20 protein-coding genes and 1 pseudogene are annotated in these 25,304 nt (G+C 73.7%); 17 read left to right on the top strand and 4 right to left on the bottom strand.

Features of this window, described 5'->3' with window-relative positions; translation table 11 throughout:
* Positions 1-66: 66 nt before the first annotated feature.
* Entirely contained in the window at positions 67-1,650 is a 1,584-nt protein-coding gene (locus ACFVQZ_RS17905) for a glycoside hydrolase family 10 protein (protein WP_383623624.1), read from the bottom strand.
* 470 nt (positions 1,651-2,120) lie between these two features.
* Here ACFVQZ_RS17905 and ACFVQZ_RS17900 point away from each other — a divergent pair, with 470 nt between their 5' ends.
* From ACFVQZ_RS17900 to ACFVQZ_RS17820, 17 genes and pseudogenes are all read left to right on the top strand, one after another.
* Positions 2,121-3,737 (top strand): ABC transporter substrate-binding protein, encoded by a 1,617-nt coding sequence (locus ACFVQZ_RS17900; protein WP_383623622.1) that lies wholly within the window; start codon positions 2,121-2,123, stop codon positions 3,735-3,737.
* Between the two features lie 67 nt (positions 3,738-3,804).
* Positions 3,805-4,731, top strand: coding sequence for an ABC transporter permease (locus ACFVQZ_RS17895; RefSeq protein ID WP_030495716.1), 927 nt, complete (start codon positions 3,805-3,807; stop codon positions 4,729-4,731).
* Positions 4,724-5,665 (top strand): ABC transporter permease, encoded by a 942-nt coding sequence (locus ACFVQZ_RS17890; RefSeq protein ID WP_383623618.1) that lies wholly within the window; start codon positions 4,724-4,726, stop codon positions 5,663-5,665. Before ACFVQZ_RS17895 ends, ACFVQZ_RS17890 begins: the two co-directional genes overlap by 8 nt.
* A gap of 6 nt (positions 5,666-5,671) precedes the next feature.
* Positions 5,672-6,676, top strand: a complete 1,005-nt coding sequence (locus ACFVQZ_RS17885) for an ABC transporter ATP-binding protein (RefSeq protein ID WP_030495718.1) — start codon at positions 5,672-5,674, stop codon at positions 6,674-6,676.
* A complete protein-coding gene (locus ACFVQZ_RS17880) occupies positions 6,660-7,670 on the top strand; it encodes an ABC transporter ATP-binding protein (RefSeq protein WP_383623614.1) in 1,011 nt (336 codons plus the stop codon). Before ACFVQZ_RS17885 ends, ACFVQZ_RS17880 begins: the two co-directional genes overlap by 17 nt.
* A 418-nt stretch (positions 7,671-8,088) precedes the next feature.
* Entirely contained in the window at positions 8,089-9,303 is a 1,215-nt protein-coding gene (locus ACFVQZ_RS17875) for a C39 family peptidase (RefSeq protein ID WP_383623611.1), read from the top strand.
* Between the two features lie 432 nt (positions 9,304-9,735).
* Entirely contained in the window at positions 9,736-11,772 is a 2,037-nt protein-coding gene (locus ACFVQZ_RS17870; protein WP_383623608.1) for a prolyl oligopeptidase family serine peptidase, read from the top strand.
* A 110-nt stretch (positions 11,773-11,882) separates the two neighbouring features.
* Complete coding sequence (locus ACFVQZ_RS17865; protein ID WP_383623605.1) at positions 11,883-12,755, top strand: LD-carboxypeptidase; 873 nt, start codon at positions 11,883-11,885, stop codon at positions 12,753-12,755.
* Positions 12,752-13,498 carry a M55 family metallopeptidase gene (locus ACFVQZ_RS17860; RefSeq protein ID WP_383623602.1) on the top strand — a complete coding sequence of 249 codons (747 nt, stop codon included), beginning with the start codon at positions 12,752-12,754 and terminating at the stop codon, positions 13,496-13,498. The genes ACFVQZ_RS17865 and ACFVQZ_RS17860 overlap by 4 nt, the downstream gene beginning before the upstream one ends.
* 76 nt (positions 13,499-13,574) lie before the next feature.
* Positions 13,575-14,918, top strand: a complete 1,344-nt coding sequence (locus ACFVQZ_RS17855) for a M20/M25/M40 family metallo-hydrolase (RefSeq protein ID WP_383623600.1) — start codon at positions 13,575-13,577, stop codon at positions 14,916-14,918.
* Positions 14,919-15,057: 139 nt separating this feature from the next.
* Positions 15,058-15,456 (top strand): annotated as a pseudogene (locus ACFVQZ_RS17850) (hypothetical protein); the annotation flags it as partial.
* The gene (locus tag ACFVQZ_RS17845) at positions 15,375-15,695 is read left to right on the top strand and encodes a hypothetical protein (RefSeq protein WP_383623882.1); all 321 of its coding nucleotides are present in this window, start codon (positions 15,375-15,377) and stop codon (positions 15,693-15,695) included. The pseudogene ACFVQZ_RS17850 and the gene ACFVQZ_RS17845, both read left to right, overlap by 82 nt.
* 71 nt (positions 15,696-15,766) lie before the next feature.
* Positions 15,767-17,095, top strand: a complete 1,329-nt coding sequence (locus tag ACFVQZ_RS17840) for a diaminopimelate decarboxylase (RefSeq protein ID WP_383623597.1) — start codon at positions 15,767-15,769, stop codon at positions 17,093-17,095.
* 358 nt (positions 17,096-17,453) lie between these two features.
* Complete coding sequence (gene cseB / locus ACFVQZ_RS17835; RefSeq protein ID WP_383623594.1) at positions 17,454-18,179, top strand: two-component system response regulator CseB; 726 nt, start codon at positions 17,454-17,456, stop codon at positions 18,177-18,179.
* Positions 18,176-19,435: an ATP-binding protein gene (locus tag ACFVQZ_RS17830; protein WP_383623591.1), complete on the top strand. Its 1,260-nt coding sequence runs from the start codon at positions 18,176-18,178 to the stop codon at positions 19,433-19,435. Before cseB ends, ACFVQZ_RS17830 begins: the two co-directional genes overlap by 4 nt.
* Positions 19,436-19,616: 181 nt before the next feature.
* Entirely contained in the window at positions 19,617-20,564 is a 948-nt protein-coding gene (locus ACFVQZ_RS17825; RefSeq protein WP_383623588.1) for a D-alanyl-D-alanine carboxypeptidase family protein, read from the top strand.
* Complete coding sequence (locus tag ACFVQZ_RS17820) at positions 20,561-21,682, top strand: endonuclease/exonuclease/phosphatase family protein (protein ID WP_383623585.1); 1,122 nt, start codon at positions 20,561-20,563, stop codon at positions 21,680-21,682. Before ACFVQZ_RS17825 ends, ACFVQZ_RS17820 begins: the two co-directional genes overlap by 4 nt.
* A 1,948-nt stretch (positions 21,683-23,630) precedes the next feature.
* Here ACFVQZ_RS17820 and ACFVQZ_RS17815 read toward each other — a convergent pair.
* The 3 genes from ACFVQZ_RS17815 to ACFVQZ_RS17805 all read right to left on the bottom strand — a co-directional run bounded on the left by ACFVQZ_RS17815 (position 23,631) and on the right by ACFVQZ_RS17805 (position 25,229).
* Complete coding sequence (locus ACFVQZ_RS17815) at positions 23,631-24,047, bottom strand: hypothetical protein (RefSeq protein ID WP_383623582.1); 417 nt, start codon at positions 24,045-24,047, stop codon at positions 23,631-23,633.
* Between the two features lie 99 nt (positions 24,048-24,146).
* Positions 24,147-24,524, bottom strand: a complete 378-nt coding sequence (locus ACFVQZ_RS17810) for a DUF1304 domain-containing protein (RefSeq protein ID WP_030495730.1) — start codon at positions 24,522-24,524, stop codon at positions 24,147-24,149.
* A gap of 312 nt (positions 24,525-24,836) precedes the next feature.
* Entirely contained in the window at positions 24,837-25,229 is a 393-nt protein-coding gene (locus ACFVQZ_RS17805) for a winged helix-turn-helix transcriptional regulator (RefSeq protein ID WP_383623579.1), read from the bottom strand.
* Positions 25,230-25,304 lie beyond the last annotated feature (75 nt).

The raw sequence follows: 25,304 nt of genomic DNA, 5'->3' as shown, positions 1-25,304 counted from the left end.
TACGGGGGGACGGGGGGAGTGCGGTGGCCGCTGCCCGCGGGCAGCGGCCACCGCTGCGTACGCGGGTCAGGACACGGGGCGCGACAGCCTGCCCTGACGCTGGACGCGGTCGACGGCGGCCACCGCGTACCAGGAGTCTCCCGTCGGGTCCTGCTCGACGTGCACGGCCTGTCTCCCGCCGGGGATCACGGCCACGAGCGAGGAGTTCCCGGCCTGCGGGCGCCCGCCGGGATCCCGGGGGAACCGGTGCACCGCGTAGCGGAACGGGACGTCCTTCCCGCCGCGGGTGCTGGCGGTGACGCGCAGGGTGACCGCGCCGGTCCCGGTGTCCCGGCGCACCTCGACGGTGGGCCGCCGCGGAAGCGGGCCCCCGTCGAGCCGGACCGGCAGCGGGCCGAGGACGGGCCGCTGCCAGTGGGCGAGCCGCATGGCCGCGAAGTCCCCCACGCGGTCCGCCCGGACGTCCTTGGCGCTGAAGAAGAGGTCGCCTCCCACCTCCGGGAGTGTGGCGTTGAGCGTCAGGTGACGGGTCAGCTCCCTGCCGTCCTGCCACGGAGCGGGCTGCCCCGCCGCCCCCGACTTGTAGACCGCCTGCCCGATCCACAGCTCCGTGCCCGTGCCCCGGACCACGTCGGCCCACCAGGGGGCGAGGACGGCGTAATCGGCCGCGGGCAACCCGATGTGCCAGTACACCTGGGGCGCGATGTAGTCGAGCCAGCCGCGCTCGACCCATCCCCGGGTGTCCGCGTGCAGGCCGTCGTACGACTGGAAGGCCGCGGTGCGCGAGCCGAGCGGGTCCGTCGTGGCGTTGCGCCAGACGCCGAACGGGCTGATGCCGAAGAGCGCCTCCGGGCGTGCGGCCCGTACGGCGTCCCGCATCTCCCGCACCATCAGGTCGACGTTGTGGCGGCGCCAGGCCGCCTTGTCCGCGAAACCGGTGCCGTACGTCCGGAACGTGTCGTCGTCGGGGAAGTCGGAACCCGCCACCGGATACGGGTAGAAGTAGTCGTCGAAGTGCACGCCGTCGATGTCGTACCGGCGGACGGCGTCGAGCATGGCCTCCTGGCAGAAGCGGCGGGCGGCCGGCACGCCGGGGTCGTAGTAGAGCTTGCCGCCGTAGGAGACCGTCCACCCCGGGTGGACCCGCGCCGGATGTCCGGGCACCAGCGCGGCCGGGTCCGCCTGCATGGAGACGCGGTAGGGGTTGAACCAGGCGTGGAACGCGAGGCCGCGCTCGTGCGCCGTCTCGACCATGAAGCCCAGCGGGTCGTAACCGGGGTCCCGGCCCTGTGTGCCCGTGAGCCACTGGGACCACGGTTCGAGCGGGGAGGGCCAGAAGGCGTCGGCGGTGGGCCGGACCTGGACGAACAGGGAGTTGAAGCCCTGGGCGAGGGCGTCGTCCGCGAGCCGGGTGAACTCCGCGCGCTGGGCGGCGGCGTCGAGACCGGTGCGGCTCGGCCAGTCGATGTTGACGACGGAGGCGATCCACACCCCGCGCATCTGCCGCCTGACCGGGTCGACGGGGGGCACCGCGGCACCGGCCGGCGACGACGCCAGCGCGGCGGCGCAGCCGGCCGCGGCGGCGGCGAGGAGCGTGCGGCGGGGGAGCGGGGAGGAGACCGGGGAACCGGTGGTGCGCATCGGTGTCATGGCTGCCTTCGCGGGCGAGGTGACGGGGGACAGGAGGCGCGGGGGCGGGGGGTCCTGGAGTCGGCCGTTGGCGTAACAGGCGTAACTATGGATGCCTGGCGCTGCTGTATGTATCTTCTGTTTCGTGTGTGTGAGGGCGGCGACCGCACCACGAGCGTGGCTCGGGCCCGCGCTCCCGCACGCGCCGTGAGCGTGCGAAGGCTTCCGTGTCCGGGTACCCCCGTGGGTCGAGAAGGGGCGGTCCACGGCCGGGCCGCCGCGCCCATGCTCGTCCCGCCGTACCCGCGGCGGCAGCGACTCGATGTCCACCCTGCTCCGCCGTGCGTGGACATTCCGTCGATCGTCCGTCCGTCGTCCGGGTCCCTACCGTGTCGCCCCAACCGCTCCCCAAGTGCCGCCCATTTCACCGCACGCGACGGCCTCTCACGGCCCCCACCGGGCCACCCTTCCCGAAATGAGTACCGCGCACCATGAATCCACGCCGTTCCACCGCCCTCGCGGCAACAGCCGTCCTCACCCTCGTCGCCTCGGCGACCGCCTGCGGCTCCGACGGGCCGGCGAAGCCGAAGAACGCGCCCGGCAAGCCCGGCGGCGCCTACTCGGTGGCGCTCACGGAGCCCGACCACCTCCTGCCGGGCCGCACCACCAGCAGCTACTCCCTCCAGGTCCTGCAGGGGCTGTTCGACCCGCCCGCCGCGCTCGACCCCGAGAACGGCAGCGTGAAGCCGCTGGCCGCCGTCTCCTGGAGCACCACCGACAACGTCGTGTGGACCATCAAGTTCCGGCCGGGCACCACCTTCCACAACGGCGAGAAGGTCACGGCCGCCAGCTTCGCCGACGCGTGGAACGCCGCCGCCTACGGCCCCCACGCCTGGGACGCGAACTACTACTTCGCCCAGATCAAGGGATACGACGCCCTCAACCCCCCGGAAGAGGGCGCCAAGCCCTCCGCGCGCACCCTGTCCGGCCTGCAGGTGCTCGACGAGACGACCCTCCGGGTCACCCTGAAGGCACCCTTCGGACAGTTCCCCATGCTGCTCTCCTTCCCCGCCTTCGCCCCCCTGCCCAAGGCGGCCACGGCGAACCCGGACGCAGCCGACGTCGCTCCGATCGGCAACGGCCCCTATCGGATCGACGGCGCCTGGGAGCGCAACCAGAAGATCCGGCTGGCGAAGTTCACCGGCTACCGCGGGCCGCGCAAGCCCATGGCCGACCGCGTCGACTTCAAGATCTACACCAGCCGCGAGACCGCCTTCACCGAGCTCCAGGCCGGCAACGTCGACGTCCTCACCACCGTCCCCGCCGCCAACTCCGCGCAGGCCAAGCGCCTCTTCGGCGAGCGCTTCTCGATCCGGCCCAGCGGCACCATGGACTACCTCGGCCTGCCCGTGAAGGACCCCCGGTTCACCGACCCCCGCCTCCGCAAGGCCCTCTCCATGGCCATCGACCGCAAGGGCATCACCCAGGCCATCTACAACGGCGTCTACAAGCCCGCCACCTCACTCGTCGGCGACATGATCCCCGGCCACCGGACGGACGCCTGCGGCCGGACCTGCGCGTACGACCCCGTGGCCGCCAAGCAGCTCTTCGAGGCCGCCGGCGGCTTCGAAGGCCCCCTCGAACTCCACTTCTCCAACGCGGACCCCACCTACGAGCAGTGGATGACGTCGATCGCCAACCAACTCAAGGGCAACCTCGGCATCCAGGACGTCAAGTTCCGCAAGATGGCCCCCGCCGACCTCTCCGCCCTGCTCAACGGAGGGAAGAACAAGGGCCCCTTCCGGCAGAACTGGGTGATCGACTACCCGAGCATCCAGAACTACCTCGACGGGCTCTACTACCCGGGCAACCGCACGGGCTGGAGCAACGAGGAGTTCGACGCCCTCGTGGCCGAGGGCAACGCCGCACAGGGCCCGCAGGCCATCGCGTCGTACCAGAAGGCGGAGGACATAGCCCTGCGGGAACTGCCGTACATCCCGCTCTGGAACTGGCAGGACCAGTCGGCGTGGAGCGACCGGATCGACAACGTGATCATCGACCCGTACGCCGCCGGCCTGCACCTGGACCGCGTCACCGTCAGCGACTGACGCCGCAACCGACCCTCCGCGGAGCACCCGGTGCCCCGCACAGACCAACCCCTGGGGGCCGTCCGTCGTGTGGAGATTCGCCGTCCGCCGCCTGCTGCACGCCCTGCCCGTACTCCTCGGCACCACCTTCCTCATCTACACGCTCGTCTTCGTCCTGCCCGGCGACCCCATCCAGGGGCTCGCCGGCGACAAACCCGTCCCGCCGGCGGTCCTCGCCGAACTGCGCGCCCGCTACCACCTCGACGACCCCCTGTGGGTGCAGTACACGCACTACCTCACCGGCCTGCTGACCGGTGACCTCGGCACCACCTTCACCGGCCGCGACGTCTCCGAACTGCTCGCCGACCGATGGGCCGTCACGCTGCAGCTCGGCCTGACCGCCTGGGTCCTGGAAGTCGTCCTCGGGATGGCCCTCGGCGTCTGGGCCGGGCTCCGGAAGGGCAAGTGGGACGACAGCGCGGTGCTGTTCGGGACCACCCTGGTCATCTCCGTGCCGGTCTTCGTCGTCGGGTACCTGGCCCAGCTCGTCCTCGGCGTCCAGCTCGGCTGGCTGCCGGTGGCCGGAACCGAGGACGGATGGCCGCTCGCCTACCTCCTGCCCGGTCTGGTCCTCGCCTCCTTCGGCCTCGCCTACGTCGCCCGGCTCACGCGCAGCTCCCTCATCGAGAACCTCAGGGCCGACTACGTGCGCACCGCCCACTCCAAGGGGCTGAGCCGTCGCCGCGTCGTCGTCCGGCACACCCTGCGGAACTCGCTGATCCCCGTCGTCACCTTCCTCGGGCTGGAGCTCGGCGGACTGATGGCCGGCGCGATCGTCACCGAGTACATCTTCAACCTGCCCGGAGTCGGCCAGCAGCTCTTCCAGTCCATCCAGCTGCGCGAAGGCCCCGTCGTCGTGGGCACCACGACGGCCCTCGTGCTCGTTTTCCTGCTCGCGAACCTGCTCGTGGACCTGCTGTACGGGCTGCTCGATCCGAGGATCCGCCATGACTGACACCACCAGAACCCTGGAGGCCGCGGGCGACACCGCGGAGCGACCCGCGACGCCCGACCCGGCAGGCCCACCGGCCGGGGAGCGGGCGTCCCTCAGCCGGGACGCCTGGCTCGAACTGCGGGCGCGACCCACCGTGTGGGCCGCGCTGATCATCCTCCTGCTGATGACGGCGATGGCGCTCGCGCCCGGCGTCCTCACCTCGCTGCTGACCGAAGGAGGAGACCGCTGCGACCTGGCCCGCTCCAAACAGGGACCCTCCGCGGGCCACCCCTTCGGATTCGACCTCCAGGGCTGCGACTACCTCGCCCAGGTCATCCGGGGCACCCGCCCCTCCCTGATCGCCGGCCTCGCCGTCACCGCGGCCTCCCTCCTGATCGCCGTCGTGCTCGGACTGCTCTGCGGCTTCTACGGAGGATGGCTCGACGCCGTCGTCTCCCGGGTGACCGACGTCTTCTTCGGACTCCCCTTCGTGCTCGGCGCCACCGTCATCCTCGTCGCCTTCCCCGACCACGGCCTCGGCGCCATGATCCTCGTCCTGACGGTGCTGGGCTGGACGACCATGACGCGCATCATGCGCTCCCAGGTCATCGCCCTGGCCGACGCCGACTACGTACGGGCCGCCCGCATGCTCGGAGCCCGGCCCGCGCGCCTCATGGTGCGCCACATCCTCCCCAACGCGATCACCCCGGTCGTCGTCGTCGCGATGCTGAACGTCGGAGCGGTCATCTCGGGCGAAGCGACGCTCGACTTCCTGGGAGTGGGACTCCAGTACCCCGAGGTCTCCTGGGGGCTCCAGCTGAACGCGGCCCAGGCCTTCGTCCTCGACCACCCCCACCTCCTGGTCTTCCCCGCACTCTTCCTGTCGGCGACCGTCCTGAGCTTCATCGTCCTCGGCGACGCCGCACGTGACGCCTTCGACCCCCGGCTGAAATGAGCACCCATGTCCCGTCCCGCACCACCCCTCCTGGAGGTCGAGGACCTCTGCGTCGAGTTCCGCACCCGGCGCGGCACCGTCCGGGCGGTGAACGGCCTGTCCTACACCCTGCGCGCAGGCGAGACGCTCGCCCTGCTCGGTGAGTCCGGCTCGGGCAAGTCCGTCGCGGCGCAGGCCGTCATGGGGCTGCTCGACACCCCGCCGGCGCACATCGCCCGCGGAACCGTCCGGCTGCACGGCGACGACCTCCTCGCGATGCCCCCGCAGCGCCACCGCGAGGTCCGCGGCACCCGCCTCGCCATGATCTTCCAGGACGCGCTCACCGCCCTCAACCCCGTGCTGACCGTGGGCGACCAGCTGGCCGAGATGTACACCGTGCACCAGGGCCTGGGACGCAGGGCCGCCCTCGCGCGCGCCGTCGCGCTCATGGACCGCGTCCGCATCCCTGCCGCCGCGCGCAGGGTCCACGACTACCCCCACCAGTTCTCCGGCGGCATGCGCCAGCGCGTCATGATCGCGATGGCGCTTGCCCTCGACCCTGAGGTCGTCATCGCGGACGAGCCCACCACCGCCCTCGACGTCACCGTCCAGGCCCAGATCATGCGCCTGCTCCGACAGCTCCAGGCCGAGACCCGCATGGGCCTGCTGCTGATCACCCACGACCTCGGCGTCGTCGCGGAGGCGGCCGACCGCATCACCGTCATGTACGCCGGCCGCACGGTGGAGTCCGCGCACGCGCAGGACCTCTACGCCCGGCCCGGCCACCCCTACACCCGGGGCCTCCTCGACTCCGTGCCCCGCCTGGACCGCCTGGGCAAGCCGCTCGTCCCCATCGCCGGCGCCCCGCCCCCGCCCTCCGCGGTCCCCACCGGATGCGCCTTCCACCCCCGGTGCCCGCGGGCCGAGCCGCGCTGCGCCACCGACGAGCCCGCCTTCCGAACGCTGACACGCACCGGACACCGCAGCGCCTGCCACTTCGCCGAGGAGGTCCACCATGCCGCAGCCGGCTAAGGCCGCTCCGCCGCTCCTCCGGGCCACCGCGCTCACCCGCCACTTCCCGGTCACCGAAGGAGTGCTGCTCAAACGCCGTATCGGCGCGGTCCGAGCCGTCGACGGCGTCGACCTGACCGTCCGCCGAGGCGAGACCCTCGGCATCGTGGGCGAATCGGGATGCGGCAAGTCCACGCTCGCCTCGCTCCTCATGGCCCTGGACCGCCCCACCTCGGGGACGGTGACGATCGAGGGACAGGACCCCTTCGCCCTCTCCGGCCCCGCCGTGCGCGCGCTGCGCCGACGCGTGCAGATGGTCCTGCAGGACCCGTACACCTCGCTGAACCCGAGGATGACGGCCGGCCAGATCGTCGGAGAGCCCTATGCCATCCACCCCGAGGCCCTGCCCCGCGCCGACCGCGGCCGTCGCGTCGCCGAACTCCTCGAAACCGTCGGCCTCGACCCGGCCCACCGCGACCGCTACCCGCACCAGTTCTCCGGCGGACAGCGCCAGCGCCTCGGCATCGCACGCGCCCTCGCCCTGGGGCCGCGACTCCTCCTGTGCGATGAGCCGGTGTCCGCCCTCGACGTCTCCGTCCAGGCACAGGTCCTCAACCTGCTCGACGACCTCCGCCGCGAACTGCGCCTCGCCTGCGTCTTCATCTCGCACGACCTCGCGGTCGTCCAGCACCTCTGCGACCGGATCGCCGTCATGTACCTCGGGAAGATCGTGGAGACCGGAACGCGCGAGCAGATCTGCACGAGCCCCCGCCACCCCTACACCCGCGCCCTCTTCGCCGCGGCGCCCGTACCGGACCCGAGGCGGCGCGCGCCCGACGACGCGCTCCTCCTCGAAGGCGACCTGCCGTCCCCTGCCGCGCCGCCGTCCGGGTGCCCCTTCCGGACGCGCTGCCCCCAGGCCCGCGAGCAGTGCCTGACGGAACCGGCACTGCGCGTGCGGGACGGGGCCGACCACCCGACCGCCTGTCACTTCCCCGGGGACACCACCGGATGACGGACGCAGGTGTGGCGCCGAGACGAACGACGCGCCACCGAGCGGCGCCCCCCGGAGCGGTCCTGGCCCCCGTGCTCTCCGCCGGCCCCGCCATGGCCCCTGCCCGGGCCCCGCACCTCCCCTCCAAGACCTTCGGGCTCGCCGCCCACACCGTGGTCCGCGGCACGCTCCGGTACCGCCGGGGGCAGTACGGCGACCGCGTCATGTCCGTCAGGGCGGACGGCGTGATCCTCCGGTCCGCCGCCACGATGCACCGCGTGGCGCACGGAGCGCGGGACCGATCCGAACCGGCCCGGGGCTCCTGAGCGCGAACCCCGGGCCGTTACCATGTGGGCCCCGTCCCGGCACCGGCGTCCGGCTGGGCCTTACCGGAGCCACACCGGAGCTACGAGAGAGCGGCAGGAAGACCGTGACAGGCGTGAACCGAGGGCGAAGCGACGACCCCTGCGAGCCGCAGGCGGTGCTGCACCGCTGGTCGGAGGCCTGCCACTTCACCGACGCCGTCTTCCGGGGAACCGCCTGGTCCGACGGGGCCCTGCGCCTGCGGAGCGTCGAAGGGCGCGAGACGTACGTCGACCACCACGGCCACGCCAGTCTGGAGTGGGAGTACGCGACCTGCTCCACCGGCTGGCGCGACCTGCCCTTCCCCGCCGGGGAGCTCATCCCGTCGTGGACGGCCCGCACGCCGTCCGGCACCCGGCTGATGGTGCGGCTACGCGTCCGCGACGAGGCGGGAGACACCTCGCCCTGGTACGTCATGGCGCACTGGGCCTCGGACGACGACGTGGTGCACCGCACCACCGTGCCCGGCCAGACCGGCCCGTTCGGGTCCGCCGACGTCGACGTGTTCGTCATGGCCCCCGGCAGGCCCGCCGCCGCGTACGAACTGGAGGTCCGGCTCGCGCGCGTCCCGGGCGCTCCGCACGCCCCGTCCGTCCGCGCCCTGTACCTCGCCGCGTCGTCCACCCCTCCCGAACACCGCCCGGTGGTGAGCGGCCCCGGCGGGGCCTGGGGCACGGTCCTCGACGTCCCGCGCCGCTCCCAGGAGGTGCACACCGGGCACAGCCCGCAGTGGGACGGCGGCGGAGAGGCCTGGTCGGCGCCCGCGTGCACCGCGATGCTCGTCGAGTACTTCGGGCACGGTCCGGACGCCGGCGAGATGGCCTGGATCGATCCCGCCGACACCGCCCCGCAGGTCGACTTCACCGCCCGCGCGGTCTACGACTACGCCTACAAGGGCTGCGGCAACTGGGCGTTCAACGCGGCCTACCCGTCCCGCTACGGGCTCGGCGGGATGGTCACGCGGCTGCGCTCGCTGAGCGAGCTCGAACGCTTCATCCTGGCGGGCATCCCGGTCGCCACGGCCCAGAGCTTCCGCATCGGCGAGCTCGCGGGCGCCGGGTACTCACCGGCCGGCAGCATCAAGATCGTCTGCGGTTTCACGCCGGACGGCGACGTCGTCGTCAACGACCCGCTGTCGGCCACCGACGAGGAGGTACGGCGGACCTACCCGCGCGGCGAGTTCGAGCGCGTGTGGCTGGCGGCGTCGGGGGGCGGGGGAGTGGTCTACCTCCTCCACCCCGCCGATCTCCCCCTTCCTCCCCACGTGCCCGGCCTCGACCCCAACTGGTAGTCCCCGCACCGGTCCCGGCCCTCGGCAGCGCCGCCCCCGCCTGTACGACGAAACGTCGATGAACCCGCCGCGGGGCGGGACCTTTTGTTGATCGTGCGGCCCCGCGGGGGCTCACTAGCGTGGAGCGCGTGGCCGGTCCCGGCGACCCGTCGCCGCGCGCACGGCGGCCCGAACGCGGCGCGCCGGTCCGACAGCCGCACCACGTCCGCCACCGTACGTCCCGCACCCCGCGCATGACTTCGCCCCCCGCGCATGGCATCGCACGTCCCGCAGGCACCGCACCTCGCGTACGTCCCGCACCCCGCGTACGTCCCGCACCTCGACCATGTTTCGCATCCTGTGCCCTCCCCGTACGGCCGGCCCGCTCCACTCCCTCGCGGTCCCCCGCTCACGACCTGACGCCCCTTCGCACGGCCCCAAGGCGGTAACCCCATGAACCACGCCCCTCCCACCCGCAGCACGCCGCCCGCGTTCCGGGCCTGGGACTCCGACATCACTGCCGCGCACGTAGCCCGCCAGGACGGGACGCCGGGCTGGGTCTCCCTCGTCGGTGACGACGTGTGGTGGGACGAACCGCGCCCCCACGAGGCCGGCCGCCGCTGCGTCGTACGCGCGAAGCCGGACGGCCGGGTCGAGGACCTGCTGCCCCCGGGGTTCGACGCCCGCAACGGCCTGCACGAGTACGGCGGCAGGCCCTGGCGCCCCACCCGCACCGGACTCGTGTTCACCCACTGGAACGACCAGCGCCTGTACCTCCATCACCCGGACTCCCAGGACCCGCCCAGGCCCCTCACGCCCGCCCGCGGGCACGTCACCTATGGGGACCTCTACGTGCCGCCGTCGCGCGACGAGGTCTGGGCCGTCCGGGAGACGCGCCGCGACGGGGTGCGCGACGTCGAGCGCGCCCTCGTGGCCGTCTCGCTCGCCACGGGCGCCGAACGGACCGTCGCCGCCACCCACCACTTCATGACCTGCCCCCGTCTCTCCCCGGACGGCCGCCGGCTGTCCTGGATCGGATGGAACCATCCGGCCATGCCGTGGGACGGCACCGAACTCTGCGTCGCGCCGCTGCGGCAGGACGGCACCGCCGGCACCCACCGCGTGCGAGCGGGCGGCCCCCGGGAGTCGGTGGTCCAGGCCGAGTGGAGGGACCCCGACAGCCTCTGGGCGGTCACCGACCCCGACGGATGGTGGACGCTCCACCTCGTGCCCGCGGACGCGGGCCCCGCCCGCCCCGTCACGTACGCCGAGGAGGAGTTCGGCGGCGCGCTGTGGAAGCCCGGCGCCACCTGGTTCGCCCCGCTCCCCGACGGCCGGGCCGTCGCCGTCCACGGCACGGGCGCCGGGCGCCGCGTCTCCCTCGTGGACCCCGACGCCGGTCCCGGCCTGCCCGTCCTCACCGCTCTCGACCTGCCCTGCACCGACTTCGTCCACAGCATCGACGCCGACGCGAACCGCCTGGTCACCGCCGGGGCGAGCACCCTCCTGCCGTACAGCGTCATCACCGCCGAGCTGCCTCGCCCCGGCACCGCCGGCCCACCGGACGCCCGGATCCTGTCCACCCCCAGGACCACGCCGGTCGACCCCGCCTGGCTGCCCCGCCCCACCGCCAGGGCCTTCCCGCGTCCGCCCGCGACGGCGACCGGCGACGCGCCCGGCCTCCCCGAGGCCCCGGTGCACGCGCACACCTACCCGCCCGCCCACCCCCACCGTGCCGCGCCCGACGGGGAACGCCCGCCCTGGGTCCTCTTCGTCCACGGCGGCCCCACCGGCGACCACCCCATGGTGTACGACCTGGAGATCGCCTACTTCACCAGCCGCGGCATCGGCGTCGTGACCGTCGACTACGGAGGCTCCGTCGGCTACGGCCGCGCCTACCGGGAGCGCCTCGACGGCGCCTGGGGCGTCGTCGACGTCGACGACTGCGTCACCGTCGCCCAGGCCCTGGTCCGCGAAGGACTCGCCGACCCCGAACGCCTGGCGATACGCGGCGGAAGCGCGGGCGGCTGGACCGCGCTCGCCGCCCTCACGCACACGGACGTCTTCGCGGGCGCCGTCTCCTTCTACGGCATCACCGACCCCGTCACCTGGGCCGCCACCACCCACGACTTCGAGTCCCGCTACCTCGACGCGCTGATCGGCCCGCTGCCGGCCGCCGCGGCCCTGTACGAACAGCGCTCCCCGGTCCTGGCCGCGTCCCGCGCCAGCGGCCCAGCCCTGCTGCTCCACGGCCTCGACGACGCCATCGTGGACCCCGCGCAGTCATCGGCCATGGCCCGCGCCCTCCGGGACGCCGGCCTGCCCCACGAGCACGTCGAGTTCCCCGGGGAACGCCACGGATGGCGGCGCGCCGAGACGATCCGGGCGGCCCTCGACGCCGAAATCCGCTTCTACGAAAGGCTCTTCGGCCCGCCGCGCGGCTCCGCAGCGGAGACGACGCCTTCCCCTGCCCCCGCGCCCCGGCCATGACGGCCGCCACCACGTCGGCCGCGGCCACGGGAAGCCCGCCGGAGCCGATCCGCACGCACCCGCCGGAGCCGGAGCGCGCACACCCCCCGTTCCTCCGGCGGGGCGACACGGTGGCCCTCGTCGCCCCCGCCGGACCCGTGGACGACCACGAGACGGCCCCGGCCCGCGCCCTGGTGGAGAGCTGGGGTCTCAGGCCCCGCACCACTCCCCGGCTCTCCGCGACCCACCGCGACTACCTGGCCGGTACCGACGAGACGCGCCTGGCCGACTTCACCGAGGCGTGGCTCGCCCCCGAGGTGCGCGCAGTCCTGTGCGTACGCGGCGGGTACGGGACCCAGCGCGTCGCCGACCGCCTCGACCACCGTCTCCTCGCCGCCGCGGGCCCAAAATTCCTCGTCGGCTCCAGCGACATCACCTGCCTCCACCGAGCCGTGGGGGAGGGACTCGGCCTGGTGACGCTGCACGCCCCCATGCCCGCGTGCCGCCCCGTCCACGACGACGACGCCACCGCCGCGTCCCTGCACGCCGCCCTCTTCGGACCCTCTCCCCGCTCCTTCGAACTGGACGGATCCGTCCTCGTCCCGGGGCGCGCCGAAGGCCCCCTCACCGGCGGCAACCTCACCGTCCTCGCCTCGTCGCTCGGGACGGCCACCGCACCCGTCACCGAGGGCCGGATCCTCCTCCTCGAGGACGTCGGCGAGGAACCGTACCGACTGGACCGGTCCCTCACCCAGCTCCGCCGGGCCGGAGTCCTGCGGCGGGCGGCCGGCGTCGTCCTCGGGGACTTCACCGACTGCGGCCCTCCCGACCAGGTGGACGCCGTGCTGCGCGACCGCCTGTCCGACCTCGGCGTCCCCGTGGCGGCCGGGCTCGCCGCAGGACACGGACCACGCCAGCTGACCGTCCCCCTGGGGGCCCGCGCCGTACTCGACACGGCCCAGCGCCGCGTCACCCTCCCCCCGTACGAAAGGAACTCCCCATGACGCGCGTCCTCGTCTCCGCGGACATGGAAGGCGTCACCGGCGTCACCTGCCCCGACGACGTCGAACCCGGCACCGCCTCCTGGGAGCGCATGCGCCCCCTCTTCACCGGCGACGTCAACGCCGTCGTCGACGGCCTCCTCGCCGGCGGCGCGAGCGAGGTGCTGGTCAACGACGCCCACTCCACCCAGCGCAACCTCCTCCACGAAGCCCTCGACCCGCGGGCCCGCCCGCTCACCGGCCGTCACAAGCCGCTCGGCATGACGGCCGACGAGGGCCGTATGAACGCGCTGATCGCCGAGGAACACGGCGTCCCCGTCGTCCTCGTGACCGGGGACGACCTCCCCTGCCGGGCGGCGGCGACGTGGGCCCCCGACGCCCTCGTGGCGGTGGTCAAGGAATGCGTCAGCAGGTACGCCGCCGTCTGCCTCCCGCCCGCCCGGAGCGCCGAACTGCTGCGCGCCCGGGCCGCGGAGGCCGCCGCCCGCCCCACCCGGCGCCCCGCCCCGAGCGCCCCGGCGGACACCGGCCCGGCGCGGAGGCGCGGCGCTCCCGGCAGGCCCCACCGCTTCGCACTCGACTTCCACGCACCCCACCTGGCGGCGACGGTGCTCGCCGTCCCCACCGTCGAAGCCGCCGGTCCGCGCGGAGTCGCCTTCACCGCCCCCGACGCGACCACCGCCGCCCGCACCTTCAAGGTCTGCACGACCGTCGCCGGCGCGGCGATGGAGGACCACTTCCGCTGACGACCGCAGCCCCCGCGCCCGCGCCGTCCTGCGCCCGTCCCGCCCCCTGACCGCCCCCGCCCTCGTGGAGCTGCCCGTGACCGCCACCCGACCGCCCGGCCTGCACGACGGATACGCCACCGACGTCGCCGCACTCTGCTCGGACCTCCTGCGCATCGACTCCACCAACCCCGGAGACGGGTCGGGACCCGGCGAGCGGCGGGCCGCCGAGTACGTCGCCGAGGCCCTGGACACCGCCGGCGTCCGCGCCACCCTCACGGAACCACGCCCCCGCCGCACCAGCGTCCTCGCCCGGATCGACGGCGAGGACCCCGGCCTGCCCCCGCTGCTCGTCCACGGGCACCTCGACACCGTGCCCGCCGAGCCGCGCGACTGGACCCTGCACCCCCTCTCCGGAGACCTCCACCACGGCTGCCTGTGGGGTCGCGGAGCCGTCGACATGAAGGGGACCCTCGCGATGACCCTCGCCCTGGTGCGCGCCTGGGCCCGCACCGGACAGCGGCCGCGCCGCGACCTGGTCCTCGCCTTCCTCGCGGACGAGGAGTCCACCGGCGCGCACGGCTCACGGCACGTCACGACCGCGCACCGGGACCACTTCACCGGCGTCGAGGAGGCCATCAGCGAGTCCGGCGGCTTCTCGATCACGACGAGGAGCACGTACGCCGGTCCCGACGCGCGCGTGTACCCCATCGCCGTCGGAGAGCGCGGTACGGCCTGGCTGCGGCTCACCGCCCGCGGCACGGCCGGGCACGGCTCGGGCCCCGGCGCGGACAACGCGGTCGCCGAACTGGTCCGCGCGCTGTCCCGGCTGGCCGACCACCGCTGGCCCACACGCCTCACGCCCGCCGTCGGCGCCCTGCTCGACGCCCTCGAACGGGCCCTCGGCTTCCCCGTCGACCGCACCAGGCTGGAGGAGGAGGCGGGCCGCCTCGGCCAGTTGGGCGAGCTGTTCGACTGCACCGTCCGCAACACCGCCCACCCCACGGTGCTCACCGCCGGCGGCAAGGTCAACGTCATCCCCTCGCACGCCCACGCCGAGGTCGACGGCCGCTTCCTCCCCGGCGAACGGGACGCCTTCCTGGAGACCGTCGACCGGCTCCTCGGCCCCAAGGTGACCCGAGAGTTCATCAACTGCGAAGAGGCCGTCGCCGCCGACCACGAAGGGCCGGCCTTCGACGCGATGGCCGCGGCGATCCGCAGCCAGGACCCCCACGCGCACCCGGTGCCGTTCCTCCAGTCCGGCGGCACCGACGCCAAGGCCTTCGCCGGGATCGGCATCAGCACCTACGGCTTCGCACCCCTCCTGCTCGACCCCTACCTGCACTACTTCGGCATGTTCCACGGCGTGGACGAGCGAGTGCCCGTGTCCGGCCTCGACTTCGGCGTGCGCGTCCTCCACCGGTTCCTCACCAGCTACTGAGCCATGCGCGAAGGGCGGACGACCATGCACCTTCCCCCGCACCTGTGGCCGGCCACGACCACCAGCGGCCCCGACGGCCTCGCGATCGGCGGGGTGCGCCGGAGCGACCTCGCCGACGAGTCCGACCGCCGCCGACCGGCTCGTGGCCCTGATGGCCGACACCGCCCGTACGCACGGAGTGCCGCTGCGGCGCCTCGACCTCGGCGGCGGCCTCGGCATCGCCTGCCTTCCCGAGGACGAACCCCTGGACGTGCGCGACCTCGCTCCTGCCGTCGTCGACCGGGTCCACAAGGCGTGCGCGGACGCGGGCATCCCCATGCCCCGCCTGGCCGTCGAACCCGGGCGCGCGATCGCGGGCCCCACCACGGTGACGCTGTACACCGTGGGCACCGTCAAGCGCCGATGCGGCCTGCGTACCTGGCTGTCCGCCGACGGCGGCCTCAGCGACAACCTGCCCTGCGCCCCGCCCTCCACGGCGCGGCCTGCACGGCCGTCCTCGCCGCCCGGACGACGGCGAGGGGCGCCGACGAGACGGTGACAGTCTGCGGCCGGCACCGCGAGTCCGGTGACGTCGTCGTGGACGCGGCCCGCCTGCCCGCCGACATCGCCGTCGGCGACCTCCTCGCCGTACCGGCCTCCGGCGCCTACCACCGCTCCATGGCGAACAACGACAACGCCCAGCCCTGGCCGCCCGTCGTCGCCGTGCGCGACGGCGCCGCGCGCCTCGTCGTCCGCGGGGAGACGCTCGACGACGTCCTGCGGCTGGACGTCCCGTGACCCGCCCGCCGGAAGCGCCTCCCACCGCCCGTCCGAGCCACGCCCCACCCGCGCCGCCAGGAAAGGAACCCATGGAACACCGGGAGAAGACCGCGACCGTACTGAAGGAGGCCCTGAGCCGGGGCGTCCTCGGCGAGGACCACCCCGTCGCCGGGTTCGTCGACGTCCAAGGGGTACGGGACAGCGTCGCCGCCCTCCACCAGGCATTCGCCCACGTACCGGACGTGCTGCACGCCTTCGCGGTCAAGGCGGCTCCCCTCGTCCCCGTCCTGCGGCTGTTCGCGGACGCCGGCATGGGCTGCGAGGCGGCGAGCCCGGGCGAGACCCGCCTCGCACTCGCCGCCGGCTTCGAGCCCGACCGCATCGTCCTGGACTCACCGGCCAAGACCCGCACCGAGATCCGCGAGGCGCTCACCCTGGGCATCGCCCTGAACGCGGACAACCTCGCCGAACTCGCACGCGTCGACGACCTGCGTCCCGCCGACTCCCGCTCGGTCGTGGGCCTGCGCGTCAACCCGCAGGTCGGCGGCGGCACCATCGCCGCGATGAGCACGGCGACGGCACACTCCAAATTCGGTGTCGCCCTCGACGACCCGGGCGGGCGCGCCCGGGTGCTGGACGCCTTCCTGCGGCGGCCCTGGCTCACCCGTCTGCACGCCCACGTCGGCTCCCAGGGCTGCCCGCTGCCGCTGATCGCCCGCGGCCTCGCCGCGCTGCACCGGCTCGCCGAGGAGATCAACGCCCATGCGGGCCGACGCCAGGTCACCAGTCTCGACCTGGGCGGCGGGCTCCCCGTCAATGTCCGGGACGACACGGTGACGCCGACGTTCGAGGAGTACGTCCGGGAACTCGACCGCACGGAACCGGCCCTGCTCGACGGCCGGTACCAGGTGGTCACGGAGTTCGGCCGGTCGCTGCTCGCGAAGAACGGCTTCACCGCGGCCGTGGTCGAGTACGTCAAGGACTCGGGCGGCCGGAGGATCGCGGTCACCCACGCCGGAGCGCAGGTCGCGACCCGTACGGTGTTCATGCCCGAGGCGTGGCCGGTGAGGATCACGGCCCACGGCCCGGACGGACGGCCCAGGACCACCCGCGTCGTGCCGCAGGACGTGGCGGGTCCGCTCTGCTTCGCCGGCGACGTCGTGGCCCACGAGCGTCTCCTGCCGGAGCTGTCGGAGGGCGACGTCGTGGTGCTGCACGACACCGGCGCCTACTACTTCTCCGCCCCCTGGGCGTACAACAGCCTGCCCCGGCCGGGGGTCTACGGCTTCCTCCACCGGGAAGGCGGGGTCGACCTGGCGCCGGTGAGGACGCCGCAGACTTTCGAAGAGGTGGTGGAGGAGAGCGGCGCCCCGCACGCGTCGGCGCTCCTGACGGGGTTCGGCCCACCGGCGCCGTGACCGGTTCGACCGGGTCCCGCCGCGGTGCCGGCGCTACCGGCCCGGACAGCGGGCGCGCCCGGACGGCCGGCCCACGTCAGCCGGTCCGGTGGGGTCCCACGCTCCACTCGTGGCCCTCGGGAGCGAGGACCCTGGCGCGCCGCGTACCCCATTGCGTCGTCTCGGGCTCGATCACCGGGACCCCGCGCCGCTTAGGTGTCGGTACCGGCTCGGGCGTGCTTCGGCCACCGCGCGACGATGTATCAGGCGTGTATCGTCCCAGGTCGCGGGCGTGTCGGCGGAACTTCAGGCTGCGGGAGGACCGGCGGCGGTGAGGCATGATGGAGGACCTGCCCGGTCCCGTGTCCGAGGAACGCACATGTCTGATGCCGTGCCGACGCCCGCGTCGGCGCCCGTGACGGTCCTGCTCGTCGAGGACGACGAGGTGATCCGGCGGTCCGTCGCGATGGCCCTGGAACGCTACGGCTACCGCGTGCTCGTCGCCGCCGACGGACTGACCGGGCTCGAACTCTTCCGGGAGGGCAGGCACGACCTGCTGCTGCTCGACGTGATGCTGCCGGGACTGGACGGCATCGGCCTGTGCCGGCGCGTCCGGGAGACGTCCACGGACCCGGTCCTGATGATGTCCGCGCGCGGCGACTCCCTCGACGTGGTGTCCGGTCTGGAGGCGGGAGCCGACGACTACGTGGTGAAGCCCGTTGACACCGCCGTCCTGGTCGCCCGGATCCGTTCGCTGCTGCGCCGGGCCGCCTTCGCACCCCCGGCGGCTGCCGGACCCGCCGTCCCCCCGGAGCCGGACGGCCCGCTGGTCTTCGGCGACCTCTCCCTCGACCCCGCAGCCCTGGAGGTCCGCAGGCACGGCGAGCGGATCGCCCTCGCCCCCACCGAGCTGCGGCTCCTGCTCCAATTCGTCGCCCACCCCGGGATCGTGCTGGACCGTCAGACCCTGCTGCGCGAGGTCTGGGACTACGGCTGGGACGGCGACACCCGGGTCGTGGACCTGTGCGTGCAGCGGCTGCGCAAGAAGATCGGTGCCGAGCGCGTCGAGACGGTCCGGGGCTTCGGCTACAAGTGGAAGCGGTGAGCGGCGGGCACCGGGCAACGGTCGCCGAACTGGTGCCGCACCCCCGCTCGCTGCGCTGGAAGATCGTCCTCCTGGTGGCGCTGGCCTGTGCCTCGATGGCGCTGACGGTCGGTGTCCTGGTGCACGACTCGGTGCTCCGGCGGTCCCTGAACGAGGGCGCGATCAAAGCCCGCGCGTCCCTGGAGAAGGCGCTGGAGGACGCCGCGGCCGTCGGCGGGGACGGACCCCTGGTCTCCCCCGGGGAACTGCCCGACCCCCTGCTGCGGCAGGTCGAGCACGGCGGCGAGGCCACGTTCTACGAGGACGGGCCACCCGCCCCCGTCTTCTGGGCGGCCCGGTGGGAAGGCGGGGAACTGTACGCGGTCGAGGTCGACATGACCGCCGATCTGCTGACCCGGCAGGCCCTGGACCGGCACATGTGGAAGTACTCGCTGCTCACCCTGGGCGTCGTCGTCCCGGCGACGGCGCTGGCCTGCGAGCTCCCCGCCCGGCGGCTGCGCCGGGTGGCCCGTACGGCCCGCCGCATCACGGCCGGCGACCTCGACGCCCGGACCGGGCGGGTGCGCGGGGGCGACGAGGTCGCCGAGATCTCGGCCGTGGTCGACTCGATGGCCGACAGCCTCCAGCGGCGGATCGACACCGAGCAGCGCTTCACCGCCGACGTCGCGCACGAGCTGCGCACCCCGCTGATGGGCCTGGTCACCTCGGCGGAGCTGCTGCCCGAGGGCGAGGTGACCGACCTGGTCCAGGGCCGGGTGCGGGTGCTGCGCGACTTGGTGGAGGACCTCCTGGAGATCTCCCGGCTCGACGCGGGCGCCGAACGGTCCCGGCCGGGACCGGTCGACCTGGCCGGACTCGTCAGGGACGCGGTGAAGCGGACGGGCCTCGCCGCGCGGGTGTCCGGTCAGGACGCGGCGGTGGTCGAGACGGACCCCCGGCGCCTGGACCGGATCGTCTCCAACCTCGTCGTCAACGCCCACCGGCACGGTGCCGGCCCGGTGGAGGTCGTCGTCGCCGGCCGGACGGTGACCGTACGGGACCACGGCCCCGGCTTCCCGGCCGACCTGCTGGCCCACGGTCCCCAGCGGTTCCGCACGGGCGCGGCCGAACGCGGGCGCGGGCACGGCCTCGGCCTGACGATCGCGTCCGGCCAGGCGAAGGTGATCGGGGCGGCCCTGGACTTCGCCAACGCCCCGGACGGCGGCGCGGTGGCCACCCTCAGCCTGCCCCCGGACCGTACCCTCGCCGACGCCTGACCCCCTCTCCCTCCGCCGGCCCCAGAGGGTCCTTCGGTGCGCACCCCTCCCGCAGCCCCACCGATACACGACCGATGGGTTCCCGAGCACGGGCCGCGCTCCGGTGTCCGCCGACCGGAGACCTCTCCCCAGGAGCCTTGCTGCCGTACCGATCCCGTACCGCAGCTCCTGGAGGCAGCCCGTGTCCCTTCCCCGCACACCCCGTCACCGTCTCGCCGGCGGTGCTCTGGCCCTGGCGCTGCTGACGGCCCTGGGCATCGCGGTCGTCTCCCCCTCCGGATCCCCCTCGCAGCCGGACGGCGGGCGGCCGGTTGCCGGCATCGGCCCGCTCCCGTGGCCGCAGGACGGCCAGAGCGCCGTCGAGCTGGAGGGGAGCGGTTCGCTGGGGGAGAGGGGCGGGCGGCGGCCCGTGCCGATCGCGAGCCTCGCGAAGGTGATGACCGCCTACGTCGTGCTCGAGGGGCACCCGCTGCGGCCGGACGAGGAGGGCCCCCTGATCGAGGTGGACCCACAGGCCGCGCACGAGGTGGGGGTCGGCGGCGAGTCGACCGTCCCCGTGCGTGCGGGCGAGCGCCACTCGCAGCGCCGGCTCCTGGAACTGCTCCTGATCCCCTCCGGAAACAACGTGGCCCGGCTGCTGGCCCGGTGGGACTCCGGCAGCCAGGAGGCGTTCGCGGCGAAGATGCGGCGCACCGCCGAGCGGCTCGGCATGCGGGACACGGTCTACACGGGGGCGAGCGGCATCGAGCCGACGACCACGAGCACCGCGGCCGACCAGGTCCGACTGGTGCGGGCCGCGATGAAGGACCCGGTCTTCCGGGCCATCGTGGCCACCCGCGAGATCACCGTCCCCGGCCTCGGCACGATCGCGAACACCAATCCCCTCCTCGGCACCCCGGGCGTCCTCGGCGTGAAGACCGGTTCCAGCACTCCGGCAGGCGGGAACCTGCTGTGGGCCTGCGAAGTGCGCGTCGGCGGCACGCCCCGCCTGCTGGTGGGCGCCGTCCTTCACCAGAGGGCGAACACCACGCCGGCCGAAGGGCTCCGGGCCGCCGTCGACGCCAGCCGCGGCCTGCTCACCGCCGTCCGCGACGGGCTGGCCGCCGGGACGGAGGGCCGGGCGCGATGACGGCGACGACACGCCCCGACCCCTCCGCCGGGGCACCGGACGGCAGGACGGCACAGCCGCACCCCGCCGCCGGGACGGGCAGCACGGCGGTCCACCAGGACCGAGCCCCCGTGCCCGCGATCCCCGCTGCGGCGAGGCCGGCCCCGGGCCTCGGAGCGGCGGACGGCGCGGCGCGCCGGCGGTGGTGGCGACGGCGCGGGACGGCGGTCACGGCCTGCTCCGTCCTCCTCGCGGTGGGCATCGCGGGGCACCCACTGTTCCCCCGCCTGCCCGGACGGATGAGCAGTCTGGCCGAGACCCTGCTGCCCTGGAGCGCGCTGAGCGTCCCCGTCCTGGTGGCCGCCGCCCTGCTACGGCGGGCGGCGGTGGCGGCCGTGACGGCCCTGCTGGTGCCGACGGCGGCCTGGCTGGCGGTCTTCGGCGGGGCCCTGGTCGACAAGTCGTCCCTCGGCGGCGACCTCACGATCGTGACCCACAACGTGAACCAGGCCAACCCGGACCCCGCCGGGACCGCGCGGAGCCTGCTGGCCGCAGGGGCGGACGTCCTGGCGCTGGAGGAGCTGAGCCCGGCCACGGCGCCCGCCTACGAGCGGGCCCTGGCAGACGCCTACCCGTACCACTTCCAGCAGGGCACGGTGGGCCTGTGGAGCGTGCACCCGCTGCGGGACGCGCGAGCCGTGCCGATCATGCCGTGGACGCGGGCGATGCGGGCCACGGTGGACGCGCCCGGCGGACGGCTGGCCGTGTACGTCGCCCATCTGCCGTCCGTCCGCGTGGGCCTCTCCGGCTTCACCACCCGGGCGCGCGACGAGGCGATGAGCCTGCTGGCGGCGGAGGTGAGGGCCGAGCCCGTGCGGCGCGTCGTCGTCATGGGCGACCTCAACGGCTCCACCGACGACCGCGCGCTGCGACCCCTCACCGACCACCTCGTCTCCGCGCAGACCGAGGCCGGCGCCGGGTTCGGCTTCACCTGGCCGGCGGGCCTGCCGGCCGTACGGATCGACCAGATTCTCCTCGGCGGCGTCCGGGCCGCTTCGGCGTGGACCCTTCCCGCGACGGCCAGCGACCACCTCCCGGTGGCGGCCCGGATCATCCTCGCTCCCGAGCCCGGCCCTTGAACAAGCCGTGTCCGAAGAGAGGGCCCTCAAGGGCACCTGATCGACGTGCACGCCGGGCGTGGAGGGAGGGCATGTCCGTTCCGTCTCCGTCAGGGGGTGCAGATTCTCCGGAGAGTTCGCGCCTGTCCCCGCATCCCCGGAGGCGGCCGACCGATGCGCCGGGGCGATGGAGTCGGCCGGTGAGGACGCGCGACCGCGATGCAGGAGCGGGCCTGCCCGAGAAGGACCTCCTCGGGCAGGCCCGCACGGCACCGATCTGGCAGCCTCCAGGTCAGCGGGCGTGGCGGCAGGCGCCGACGGGCTCGGCCACGGGACGGACCCACCGGGTGTTGAGCCGGTCGAGGCCGGGCTCGGTGCGGAGCCCGGCCGCGGGCTCGGGGCCGAGGGCTCGGGGCCGAGGGACATCTGGGTGCCGGGCCCGGCCCGAGCGCCCACCCATCTCCGACACCACCACCCACACCCCCCCGCACCTCTCCACCCGCGCCTCGACGAGGACGCCACTGTCCACGCAGACGGCCTCGCAGGTGAGGGACCCGTCCGCTGACACGAGCCAGGGCGCAGGAATTCTCGGTAAGACAGCGCAGGCGTCGGCGGCGGCGGTGACTGCGCATCAGACCGGGGGCCTGTGCGGGCCGTGCGGGCGGGGGAGCAGGGTGAGCGCCCCCGACCGGGGAGGCGTGCCAGCTCGCGGAACCGGCGGCCCGTACCGGATCGTGCTCCTTCCCGCTGCGCCGAAACGGGGCTCGACCGCGACGGAGAGCCGAGCCCCCTACAGCCTGTACGGCTGGTACGGCGGCGAGCACGAAGGGAACTGACCATGCCCGCGCTTCGGCGGGTTGCCGGCGCCTTCGCCCACGTTCCTGTCCGGCTGGTCCCCGCCCGGCTTGCCACCGGAACACGGCCGGCCCCGCCTCCACGACCCCGGCCACCTGGCATGCAGCCCCTGCTGGCCCAGGCCGCCCCCCGACCGTCCCGGAAACTGCGAAAGGCGCAGGCCGGACGGTCGGCAACCTGATGGCCTCCGACGCCCCACCCACTGCCCAGGCGGGCCGGATCCCTGACGCCTCCTACGTACGCCGCAGGCCCGAGCACGTCGGGGTGGCACACCGTCGGCACCCCAGCCGCGCCACGTACTTCCGGCGGCTCGACCACGGCCTGACCCGGCTCGCCGAGCAGACGCTCGTGGCTACTCCGCCCGTACGGACCTCCACCCGGGCTGACCGGTACCGCCCCCGCCGTGGTTGCGGATCGTGGTGGAGTACGGACAGCACCGCTGCGTCGACCGCCTCGTCCATCCCCCGACTCGCCGCCGGCCGCAAGCTCATGCACCAGGCCGACCGCCGTCTCCGGATCTTCCCGCCAGCGCGCGGCGACATGACGCCGGTGCTCACCAGTTCCATGGCGGCGAACTGCGCTGCCGACGGCAGCGGCACGCCCATCTCGCCGAGCGGGTCTGACTCTTCCGCGAGTTCCTGGAACTCGGCCACGGCACATTGTGCCGCGTACCCCCGCTGGGCCTGCACCCGCCCTCGGGCCGCGACGGGCCGGCCACCGGGCGTCGTCCGCGGCCGAGGGCGAGACGCAGAGGCTGGGCGAGGCCGGCGACTCGTCGGTTCTTGAGACGGCGCAGGGTGCGGGGGGTGCGGGGCCGGGGAACCGGCCGCCACGATGACTCGTACGCCCGTTTCCACAGCCCCACCACCGCGCAGCGGCCCTTCTCTACCAGCTCGTCCGGGTCCCCGCCCGGACACTCCACGACCAGTTCGGCCTGGCCGTCGCCACCGACTACCCCCACCCCTTCGGCCACCGACGCGCCCGTCCGGGTCAGAACGCCATCGACCTCATCGATCACACGAGGACCGGTGTCATCGACGTCCGGCAGATCGCCGCCGTACTCAAGGCGCCCGCCTGACAGCGCACCCCGAGTCCCGTCGGCCGATTCCGCTCATCAGTAGTCGGTGAGGTCGACGACCGTGTCGCAGTGCGGGTCGTCGGAGGGCTGATGCAGGTGCTCGTTCGCCAGGAACGCCGGAGAGATCAGGGCTCCGAGCAGGCCCGGACCCGTGCGACTGGCCAGCACGTCCACGCCGTAGGTGCGGTCCCGCTCAGGGGAACGGAAGTAGAGACGCATCCGGTTATCCCCGGTGATGACGGCGCCGATGAACAGCGGCTTCCACGGTGCGTGCGTGGTGACAAAGGCACGCACGACAGCGAGCAGCCGATCGTCGGTCGTCTGCTCGCCGTCGGTGGTCTTGGGGGTGTACTGCACGACGACGGTGAACCTCTCTTGCTCTGGCCTGGCTACTCCCGTCGCGAACGCGACGCCGTCGTACTCCAGGTGACTGTGGTGGTTGTCGCGGTCCATACGCCCCATCGAAGCCGCGCGCAGGGCGAAGCACTTCTCGTGCAGGTCATCGGTGGTCAGACGGGGGGCAGCTATGCAGTTCCCGTGTGGGTTCTGCCGTCACGAGAGCTCGGTGATCAGGATGATGACGCCTGGAACTGCCTGGCTCAGTGCTCCGCGCCACAGCTTGGGATCGGAGATGAAGAGCACGATGCCGCCGCCGGTCATGAAGGCGGCGAGGTACAGGATCAGAGAGCGGCCAACGGTCTGGTGTCCCAGGTGCAGGGCCACGAAGCCGGCGATCATGCCGCAGGCCAGGAACAGGTTGTAGAACCCCACGTTGAACCGCCAGAGGCGGACCTCGGGCGCGTCGGCCGTGCTTCCCGTGAGGAACTGCCGCACCCATGCGTGCCGAGCGTAGAGGAAGCTTTCCAATGGCCAGACCGAGATGTGGACGGCGGCGGCGACCAGTGCGAAGACCTGACTGACGATGTGCATGCCCGCATGATGGTACGAGCCATGTCATGAGTAGCCGTCGCGCAACGCCCCCACCCATCAGGTCCATCCGCTCAGCCGATGGCCGGGAACAGGGCTCTGCCGCAGGTGTCGCCGCCCCCTTCGGCATCGCCCTGGAACAGCTGACGGAGCACGGCGCCGGCGCGGGCGGTACGGCGGCGGCGCCTGGGACACACCCGGGAGCAGACGCTGACCGACGCGCGCGACAACCGCGACGGCGCACGCCTTCTACCGCGCGCAGCGACTCTTCTCTTGATCAGAAACGGCTGGGGTTCTCATCGACATGAGGGGCCTTCACCGTGTCGCCTGATCCGCCTCGATGGTCCCGGCCGCCTCGGCTGCTTCCCGGAAGGCGACGACCGCCTCGCCGTTCTCCCGCGCCCATGCGGTGAGCATCCTGATGGGCTCCTCCAGGGTTCGCCCGAGATCGGTCAGGCTGTACTCCACGCGCGGCGGCGCCTCGGCGTACGCGTGCCGCTCGACGAGCCCGTTGGCTTGGAGCCGGCGCAACGTCTGCGTCAGTACCTTGCGCGAAATGCCACCGCTCAGCTCGACCAGCTCGCCGTGACGCAACGGGCCGTCGGTCAGCGCGAAGAGCGTGACCATGGACCACTTGCTGGCGATGATCTCCATGGCCAGGAGCGCGGGACAGTCGGCGAGGAAGGCAACTCCAGGGCGCAGGCTCATGCCCCGAAGGTTACCTGGAGGTACCTGATGGCCGCCTATCGTCGTCGAGGTGCGCACACCCCCGTTGACTCGCAT

Origin of the sequence: Streptomyces sp. NPDC057854 (assembly GCF_042797055.1) — a bacterium.
Lineage (GTDB): Bacteria > Actinomycetota > Actinomycetes > Streptomycetales > Streptomycetaceae > Streptomyces.
This window is presented reverse-complemented; position numbering and strand designations above follow the sequence as displayed.

Excerpts from the sequence above, each read along its gene's own strand:
- ACFVQZ_RS17905 (WP_383623624.1), bottom strand. The coding sequence starts at position 1,650 with ATGACACCGATGCGCACCACCGGTTCCCCGGTCTCCTCCCCGCTCCCC.
- ACFVQZ_RS17900 (WP_383623622.1), top strand. The coding sequence starts at position 2,121 with ATGAATCCACGCCGTTCCACCGCCCTCGCGGCAACAGCCGTCCTCACC.
- ACFVQZ_RS17890 (WP_383623618.1), top strand. The coding sequence starts at position 4,724 with ATGACTGACACCACCAGAACCCTGGAGGCCGCGGGCGACACCGCGGAG.
- ACFVQZ_RS17885 (WP_030495718.1), top strand. The coding sequence starts at position 5,672 with ATGTCCCGTCCCGCACCACCCCTCCTGGAGGTCGAGGACCTCTGCGTC.
- ACFVQZ_RS17880 (WP_383623614.1), top strand. The coding sequence starts at position 6,660 with ATGCCGCAGCCGGCTAAGGCCGCTCCGCCGCTCCTCCGGGCCACCGCG.
- ACFVQZ_RS17870 (WP_383623608.1), top strand. The coding sequence starts at position 9,736 with ATGAACCACGCCCCTCCCACCCGCAGCACGCCGCCCGCGTTCCGGGCC.
- ACFVQZ_RS17860 (WP_383623602.1), top strand. The coding sequence starts at position 12,752 with ATGACGCGCGTCCTCGTCTCCGCGGACATGGAAGGCGTCACCGGCGTC.
- ACFVQZ_RS17840 (WP_383623597.1), top strand. The coding sequence starts at position 15,767 with ATGGAACACCGGGAGAAGACCGCGACCGTACTGAAGGAGGCCCTGAGC.
- cseB (WP_383623594.1), top strand. The coding sequence starts at position 17,454 with ATGTCTGATGCCGTGCCGACGCCCGCGTCGGCGCCCGTGACGGTCCTG.
- ACFVQZ_RS17820 (WP_383623585.1), top strand. The coding sequence starts at position 20,561 with ATGACGGCGACGACACGCCCCGACCCCTCCGCCGGGGCACCGGACGGC.
- ACFVQZ_RS17815 (WP_383623582.1), bottom strand. The coding sequence starts at position 24,047 with ATGGACCGCGACAACCACCACAGTCACCTGGAGTACGACGGCGTCGCG.
- ACFVQZ_RS17810 (WP_030495730.1), bottom strand. The coding sequence starts at position 24,524 with ATGCACATCGTCAGTCAGGTCTTCGCACTGGTCGCCGCCGCCGTCCAC.
- ACFVQZ_RS17805 (WP_383623579.1), bottom strand. The coding sequence starts at position 25,229 with ATGAGCCTGCGCCCTGGAGTTGCCTTCCTCGCCGACTGTCCCGCGCTC.